General features: G+C 65.4%; 8 protein-coding genes and 1 tRNA gene. 5 read left to right on the forward strand and 4 right to left on the reverse strand.

Annotated features, from left to right (window positions below):
- Positions 1-142: 142 nt before the first annotated feature.
- From VNW74_RS20645 to VNW74_RS20660, 4 genes are all read right to left on the reverse strand, one after another.
- Positions 143-217, reverse strand: a tRNA-Val gene (locus VNW74_RS20645).
- A gap of 56 nt (positions 218-273) precedes the next feature.
- Entirely contained in the window at positions 274-735 is a 462-nt protein-coding gene (locus VNW74_RS20650; protein ID WP_325680219.1) for a peroxiredoxin, read from the reverse strand.
- A complete protein-coding gene (locus VNW74_RS20655) occupies positions 735-1,157 on the reverse strand; it encodes a DUF3052 domain-containing protein (RefSeq protein ID WP_325680221.1) in 423 nt (140 codons plus the stop codon). The genes VNW74_RS20650 and VNW74_RS20655 overlap by 1 nt, the downstream gene beginning before the upstream one ends.
- A gap of 100 nt (positions 1,158-1,257) precedes the next feature.
- Positions 1,258-1,875, reverse strand: coding sequence for a hypothetical protein (locus VNW74_RS20660; protein ID WP_414686734.1), 618 nt, complete (start codon positions 1,873-1,875; stop codon positions 1,258-1,260).
- Positions 1,876-2,104: 229 nt separating this feature from the next.
- Between VNW74_RS20660 and aceE the strand changes: the two genes are divergently transcribed.
- From aceE to VNW74_RS20685, 5 genes are all read left to right on the forward strand, one after another.
- The gene (gene aceE / locus VNW74_RS20665; RefSeq protein WP_325680225.1) at positions 2,105-4,897 is read left to right on the forward strand and encodes a pyruvate dehydrogenase (acetyl-transferring), homodimeric type; all 2,793 of its coding nucleotides are present in this window, start codon (positions 2,105-2,107) and stop codon (positions 4,895-4,897) included.
- A 55-nt stretch (positions 4,898-4,952) separates the two neighbouring features.
- Positions 4,953-6,260: a PucR family transcriptional regulator gene (locus tag VNW74_RS20670; protein ID WP_414686735.1), complete on the forward strand. Its 1,308-nt coding sequence runs from the start codon at positions 4,953-4,955 to the stop codon at positions 6,258-6,260.
- A 128-nt stretch (positions 6,261-6,388) separates the two neighbouring features.
- Positions 6,389-7,303: an ACP S-malonyltransferase gene (locus VNW74_RS20675; RefSeq protein WP_325680229.1), complete on the forward strand. Its 915-nt coding sequence runs from the start codon at positions 6,389-6,391 to the stop codon at positions 7,301-7,303.
- Between the two features lie 111 nt (positions 7,304-7,414).
- Positions 7,415-7,762: a meromycolate extension acyl carrier protein AcpM gene (gene acpM / locus VNW74_RS20680; RefSeq protein WP_325680231.1), complete on the forward strand. Its 348-nt coding sequence runs from the start codon at positions 7,415-7,417 to the stop codon at positions 7,760-7,762.
- A partial coding sequence (locus VNW74_RS20685) for a beta-ketoacyl synthase N-terminal-like domain-containing protein (protein ID WP_325680233.1) occupies positions 7,759-8,077 on the forward strand: 319 nt, incomplete at its 3' end. The genes acpM and VNW74_RS20685, both read left to right, overlap by 4 nt.

The following is an 8,077-nucleotide window of genomic DNA, read 5'->3' on the forward strand; positions in this document are numbered from 1 at the left end:
GAAAGCTGAATCCTCACCCTGCCGCGCTGAGAATGCCGCGCTGAGAATGCCGCGCTGAGAACCGTTGGCACATTCTTGGCAGAGCGCGGGTTACTTGCCAAGCCCGATTGGATCGCGATATGGCGCTGACCTCGACAAAAAATGGTGGGCGCGGACGGTATCGAACCGCCGACCGCTGGTGTGTAAAACCAGAGCTCTACCACTGAGCTACGCGCCCGTGCGGCGCAAAGATACCGCCCCGACCACGCCGCACCCAAAACGGCGAGTGACCGTTCAGTCCTTGCAGACGGCCAGAGCATCGGTCCAAAGTTGCTGATCGCGAACTTCACCGGGCTGCTTCATCTCGGCGAACCGGATGACCCCGGATCGGTCGACGACGAAGGTGCCGCGGTTGGCAATACCGGCGTCGTCGTTGAAAACGCCGTAGGCCTGGCTGACCGCGCCGTGCGGCCAGAAGTCGGAGAGCACCGGGAACAGGAAGCCGCTCTCGGCGGCCCACACTTTGTGAGTGGGCGGCGGCCCCACCGAAATGGCCAGCGCCGCGCTGTCGTCGTTCTCGAAGTCGGGCAGATGATCCCGCAACTGATCAAGCTCGCCTTGGCAGATGCCGGTGAAGGCCAGCGGGAAGAACACCAGCAGCACGTTTTTGGCGCCCCGGTAATCGCTCAGGGTGACCGGCTGTCGGTTCTGGTCGCGCAGCGTGAAGTCCGGTGCGGAAGAACCGACCGTCAGCATCAGCGGCGACCGGCGCGCGACTTCGGCTGCACCAACCGACTCGCGCTCCAGTCCCCCAGATTCACCGATGACGTCGGCATCAGTCCGGCGGTCGGTGCAGACTCCGCGATCTCCGCGGGTAGCACGTGACCGGGCCGGCCGGTCTTGGGGGTGAGCACCCAGATCACTCCGTCGTCGGCCAGCGCCGCGATCGCGTCCATCAGGGTGTCCACCAGGTCGCCGTCGCCGTCACGCCACCACAGCATCACGACGTCTATGACTTCATCGGTGTCTTCGTCGAGTAACTCGCCACCGCACGCATCCTCCACGTCGCCGCGGATATCGTCGTCGGTGTCTTCGTCCCAACCCCACTCTTGGACAACCTGCCCTCGTTGGATGCCCAGTTTGCGGGCATAGCTCGGGGCGTCATCCGCCGCCACCACCGTGCGACCTCCTTGTCAGTTCCAGAGCCTCTCGAGCGTCAGCACGCCGCGCGATGGCATTCATCGTCGCATAGCACGTAGCGTTGCACATCCGGCGATCTCATAGGGACGCCCGGCAGAGCTTGACGGCTTCGGTCTTGGTGTCGTTTAACTGATTCACGCGCTGATTGAACTCTGCCATCTGCCCATGGGCACGGATGGCGCTCGCCAGGTCGCGCGCCGCGTCGGCATACGCGTTCAGCGCCTGGTGCAGATCCTGCGACAGCGGGCCGCCGGAGTTGCCTTCGACCAGTTCGGCGCTGTGGTTGAGGGCCTCGATGGCGGGACCTTCGCTGGATGTAGTGTCTTGGCCCTGGTTGTACGCGGCGACAAAGTCATTCACCTTGTCGACGGCGTCTTTGCTGGTGGCGGCAAACGACTCGCACGCGCGGACCACGGCCTGGGTTGTCAGCGACAGCTGACGTTGGGTTTCCCGCAGACTTGACGTCGCGGCCGACGCGGACACCGACGCGGATACCGACGCCCGGTACGCCGGGGCAATTGCGGTGTCGACGGTCGGCGCGCCATCCGTGACACTGGTACACCCGACGATGCCCATCAGGATTGTCGCCACGCAGCCGATCGCCCGCGCTCCGACCCGCAGTCGGCCCGAGGCCGGCGGGACAGACGCCGGTCTCACAGATCCGGGCTGTATGCCGCGACGCCATCCGATCAGCACGGTTCGTGAGGTTACCGGGTCATGATTCGGTCCGCCCTCGGCCGCCGACCCGATAACACCTTGGGCCAGCTTCGACGGGGACTACGCGGCGCGATCGAAGGTGCGGCACGATAGGGGTGGCCCGACCGGGCCACAAGACCGATCGAGCACCGACCCAGGACCGAGGACGTCAATCGGCGACGGCGAGATCAGCCAAAAGCGGACGACCCGTCAAACAAGGAGTAGTAAGTTGACTACCGAGTTCGTACGCCACGATCTGGCGGAAAACCCAACCGGCGCAAGCGAACCCGATCGGGTGCGGGTAATCCGCGAAGGTGTGGCGTCCTACCTGCCTGACATCGACCCGGAGGAGACCGCTGAGTGGCTGGAGTCCTTCGACGACCTGCTGGAGCGCTCGGGGCCGTCGCGGGCGCGCTACCTGATGTTGCGCCTGCTGGAGCGTGCCAGTGAGCAGCGGGTCGCGATCCCGGCGCTGACGTCCACCGACTACGTCAACACCATCCCGACCGAGCTGGAGCCGTGGTTCCCTGGCGACGAGGACGTCGAACGCCGCTACCGGACGTGGATCAGATGGAACGCCGCCATCATGGTGCATCGCGCCCAGCGTCCGGGAGTCGGCGTGGGCGGCCACATTTCGACCTACGCGTCGTCTGCGGCGCTCTATGAAGTCGGCTTCAACCACTTCTTCCGCGGAAAATCGCATCCCGGTGGCGGCGACCACGTCTTCATCCAGGGCCACGCCTCCCCCGGTATCTATGCACGCGCCTTCCTGGAAGGCCGGCTGTCCGCCGACCAAATGGACGGTTTCCGTCAGGAGCACAGCCATCCCGGCGGTGGCCTGCCGTCCTACCCGCATCCGCGCCTGATGCCCGACTTCTGGGAATTCCCGACGGTGTCGATGGGCCTGGGTCCGATGAACGCGATCTACCAGGCCCGATTCAACCACTATCTGCATGACCGGGGCATCAAGGACACCACCGACCAGCACGTGTGGGCTTTCCTCGGCGACGGCGAGATGGACGAGCCGGAGAGCCGCGGTCTGGCCCACGTCGCCGCGCTCGAGGCGTTGGACAACTTGACCTTCGTCGTCAACTGCAACCTGCAGCGCCTGGATGGCCCGGTTCGCGGTAACGGCAAGATCATCCAGGAGCTGGAGTCATTCTTCCGCGGGGCCGGCTGGAACGTCATCAAAGTGGTCTGGGGACGCGAGTGGGACGCCCTGCTGCACGCCGACCGCGACGGCGCCCTGGTGAATCTGATGAACACCACCCCCGACGGCGACTACCAGACGTATAAGGCCAACGACGGGGCCTACGTACGCGACCACTTCTTCGGACGCGACCCGCGCACCAAGGCGCTCGTCGAGCAGATGACCGATTCGGAGATCTGGAACCTCAAGCGCGGTGGCCACGACTACCGCAAGGTGTACGCCGCCTACCGCGCCGCCGTCGACCACAAAGGGCAGCCGACGGTGATCCTGGCCAAAACCATCAAGGGCTACTCGCTGGGCGCCCACTTCCAGGGCCGCAATGCCACGCACCAGATGAAAAAGCTTGCCCTGCAAGACCTCAAGGACTTCCGCGACGCCATCCGGATCCCGCTCAGCGACACCGAGCTGGAGGCCGATCCCTACCTGCCGCCGTACTACCACCCCGGTCCGGAGGCCCCGGAGATCCGTTATCTGCTCGACCGGCGCCGCGCATTGGGCGGCTTCCTGCCCGAGCGGCGCACCAAGTCCAAGGCGCTGACGCTGCCGACCCGCGATGTCTACAAAGCGCTGAAGCGCGGTTCGGGCCACCAGGAAGTGGCCACCACTATGGCAACGGTGCGCACCTTCAAGGAACTGTTGCGCGACAAGGAGATTGGGCCGCGCATCGTGCCGATCATCCCCGACGAGGCGCGCACCTTCGGCATGGACTCGTGGTTCCCCTCGTTGAAGATCTACAACCGCAACGGCCAGCTCTACACCGCCGTCGACGCCGAGCTGATGCTGGCATACAAGGAGAGCGAAATCGGCCAGATCCTGCACGAGGGCATCAACGAGGCCGGATCCGTCGCTTCGTTCACCGCGGTCGGCACGTCATATGCGACGCACAACGAGCCGATGATCCCGATCTACATCTTCTATTCCATGTTCGGGTTCCAGCGCACCGGCGACGGCCTATGGGCCGCGGCCGACCAAATGACACGTGGCTTCCTGCTCGGGGCCACCGCCGGGCGCACCACGCTGACCGGCGAGGGCCTGCAGCACGCCGACGGCCAGTCGCTGCTGCTGGCGGCCACCAATCCTGCGGTGGTCGCCTACGATCCCGCCTTCGCCTTCGAGATCGCCTACATCATCGAAAGCGGGCTGGCCCGCATGTTCGGGGAAAACCCGGAGAACGTCTTCTTCTACCTGACCATCTACAACGAGCCGTATGTGCAACCGGCCGAGCCGGAGAACTTCGACCCCGAAGGCCTGCTGCGCGGCATCTACCGATATCAGCCCGCCAACCAAAGCCGTGCCAACACCGCCCACATCCTGGCTTCCGGGGTGGCTATGCCCTCGGCGTTGCAAGCCGCGCAGATGCTGGCCGCCGAATGGGATGTCGCCGCCGACGTGTGGTCGGTGACCAGCTGGGGCGAGCTGAACCGCGACGGCGTTGCCATCGAAAAGCAGAAGCTGCGCCACCCGGACCGTCCGACGGGCCAGGCCTACGTCACAAAAGCGCTTTCGGGATGCTCTGGGCCGATCATCGCGGTGTCGGACTGGATGCGCGCGGTCCCCGAACAGATCCGGCCCTGGGTCCCGGGCACCTACGTCACGCTGGGCACCGACGGGTTCGGCTTCTCCGACACCCGGCCGGCCGCCCGCCGCTACTTCAACACCGACGCGGAATCTCAGGTGGTCGCGGTGCTGGAAGCGCTGGCGCGCGGCGGCCAGATCGACCCGTCGGTACCGGTCGCGGCTGCGCGCCAATACCGCATCGACGACGTCCAGGCCGCGCCGGTACAGACTTCCGATCCCGGTCCAGGCGCGTGACACGCAGGTTCCGATTGCGCGCCTTTTGGCGGAATCATCCAGTAAACGGGCGTAGATTTTAGGAGTGGACGACAAACAGTTTGCGACGCCGCGGTCGACGCTCGAGCTGCTGGACGGCGTTCCGGAGTCGCTGCTGCGCCGGTTGAAGCAGTATTCCGGTCGGTTCTCCACTCAGGCGGTGTCGGCGATGCAGGAAAGGTTGCCGTTCTTCGCCGAGCTGGAAGCCTCCCAGCGAGCCAGCGTGGCGCTGGTGGTGCAGACCGCCGTCGCGAACTTCGTGGAGTGGATGACCGACCCGAGCAGCAACGTCAACTACACCGCCAGGGCCTTCGAACTGATGCCGCAGGATCTGACCCGGCGGATCGCGTTGCGCCACTCGGTGGACATGATGCGGGTGACCATGGAGTTCTTCGAAGAGGTCGCTCCGCTGCTGACCCGCTCTGACGAACAGTTGACCGCACTGACGGTGGGCATTCTCAAGTACAGCCGCGACCTGGCCTTCAGTGCCGCCACCGCCTACGCCGACGCCGCCGAGGCCCGGGGCACGTGGGACAGCCGAATGGAGGCCAGCGTGGTGGACGCGGTGGTGCGCGGCGACACCGGCCCCGAACTGTTGTCCCGCGCGGCCGCATTGAATTGGGACACCACCGCTCCGGCGACGGTGGTGGTGGGCATTCCGGCGCCGGGCCGGGCGAACCACGCCAGCCAGGATGTTCGGGATATCGCGATAAACCATGGCCGGGCCGCGCTCACCGACGTGCACGGCACCTGGCTGGTGGCGATCGTGTCCGGTCAGTTGACGCCGACCGAGAAGGTGTTCGGCGATCTGCTGGATGCCTTCTCCGACGGTCCGGTGGTGATCGGCCCGACCGCCCCAATGCTGACCGCGGCCTACCACAGCGCCAGCGAGGCTATCTCGGGGATGAACGCCGTGGCCGGCTGGCGGGGGGCGCCACGGCCCGTGTTGGCCCGGGAACTGCTGCCCGAGCGGGCCCTGATGGGCGACGCGTCGGCCATCGCGGCGTTGCACACCGATGTAATGCGGCCACTTGCCGACGCCGGTCCCACTCTCACCGAGACCCTGGACGCCTATCTCGACTGCGGCGGTGCGATCGAGGCCTGCGCCCGCAAGTTGTTCGTTCATCCAAACACCGTGCGCTACCGACTGCGGCGTATCGCAGACTTCACGGGCCGCGATCCCACGCAGCCGCGCGACGCCTACGTCCTTCGGGTGGCCGCGACCGTGGGCCACCTCGCGTACCAGGCCCAGCACTCCAGCGTGGCCAGCGACATTGTGACGCCTGTCACGCCGACGGTGGAAAAGGACCTGGTCGCGCCATCCAAGACGAGGGCAACCGGCTGACACATCGCGGCACGATATCGAATACGTCGCATCGCGGGCTTTTTTGTGGAGTTTCCACAAAAACCTAAGACAAGGTTCATAATCTGTTACACCGCGCAAAACCGTCTTCACAGTGTTCTCTTAAATACGTGATTGCATTGCTTGCGCCCGGACAGGGATCGCAGACCCCCGGCATGCTGTCGCCGTGGCTGGAACTACCCGGCGCCGCGGAGAAGATGGCGTCGTGGTCGACGGTCAGCGGTCTGGACCTCGCTCGCCTGGGCAGCACCGCGTCGGCCGAAGAGATCACCGACACTGCGGTCACCCAGCCACTGGTCGTCGCGGCCACGCTGCTGGCTCACCAGGAGCTGACCAGGCGCGGCGTGCTCGCAGGCGCCGGCGACGACCTGATCGTGGCGGGCCACTCGGTCGGTGAAATCGCCGCCTATGCGATCGCCGGTGTGATCTCGGCCGACGACGCCGTCGCTCTGGCCGCCACCCGCGGCGCGGAGATGGCCAAAGCGTGCGCCAATGAGCCCACTGGTATGTCCGCCGTGCTCGGTGGCGACGAAGCCGAGGTGCTGGCACGCCTCGAGCAGCTCGACCTGGTTCCCGCCAACCGCAACGCCGCCGGTCAGATTGTGGCCGCCGGTCGCCTGAGCGCGTTGGACAAGCTTGCCGAAGACCCACCGGCGAAGGCCCGGGTGCGTGCGCTGGGCGTCGCCGGAGCCTTCCACACCGAATTCATGGCGCCCGCTCTCGACGGGTATGCCGGGGCGGTAGAGAACGTCGCGACCGCGGAACCGACCGCCGTTCTGTTGTCCAACCGCGACGGCCAGCCAGTATCGTCGGGCGCCGACGCCATAGAAAAACTTGTCGCGCAGTTGACCCGCCCGGTGCGGTGGGACTTGTGCAGCGAGACTTTGCGTCAGCGCAATGTCAAGGCGATTGTCGAGTTCCCGCCTGCGGGGGCCCTGAGCGGCATCGCCAAGCGTGAACTTCGCGGGGTACCGACGCACGCCGTCAAGGCTCCCGCAGACCTGGATGGGTTGGCAGCACTGTAAACCCCTGGGTGCGTTGCCACCCAAAAGGCAAAGCCGAACCTGTCCGCCCCTACAACCGCATACCGCACGTCAAATCAGCAGTAACACAACATATTACGAAGGGAACTGAACGTGACTGTCAGTCAAGAAGAAATCATCGCCGGTATCGCCGAGATCATCGAAGAGGTCACCGGTATCGAGCCCTCGGAGATCACCCCGGAGAAGTCGTTCGTCGACGACCTCGACATCGACTCGCTGTCGATGGTCGAGATCGCGGTGCAGACCGAGGACAAGTACGGCGTCAAGATCCCCGACGAGGACCTCGCCGGTCTGCGTACCGTCGGTGACGTCGTCGCCTACATCCAGAAGCTCGAGGAAGAGGACCCCGAGGCCGCCGCCGCGCTGCGCGCCAAGCTCGAGTCTGAGAACCCCGAGGCGGTTGCCAACGTCAAGGCGAGGCTGGAAGCGGACAGCAAGTGACCAAGCCTTCCACTGCTAACGGCGGTTACCCCAGCGTTGTGGTAACCGCCGTCACGGCGACGACGTCGATCGCGCCTGACATTGAGAGCACGTGGAAGGGTTTGTTAGCCGGCGAAAGCGGCATCCACGTCCTCGAAGACGAGTTCATCACCAAGTGGGACCTGCCCGTCAAGATCGGTGGACACCTCAAGGAGTCGATCGACACCCACATGGGCAGGCTCGACCTGCGCCGCATGTCCTACGTCCAACGGATGAGCAAATTGCTGAGCGGTCAGCTGTGGGAGTCCGCAGGTAGTCCGGAGGTCGATCCGGACC

Origin of the sequence: Mycobacterium sp. (assembly GCF_035570115.1) — a bacterium.
Taxonomy (GTDB): domain Bacteria; phylum Actinomycetota; class Actinomycetes; order Mycobacteriales; family Mycobacteriaceae; genus Mycobacterium.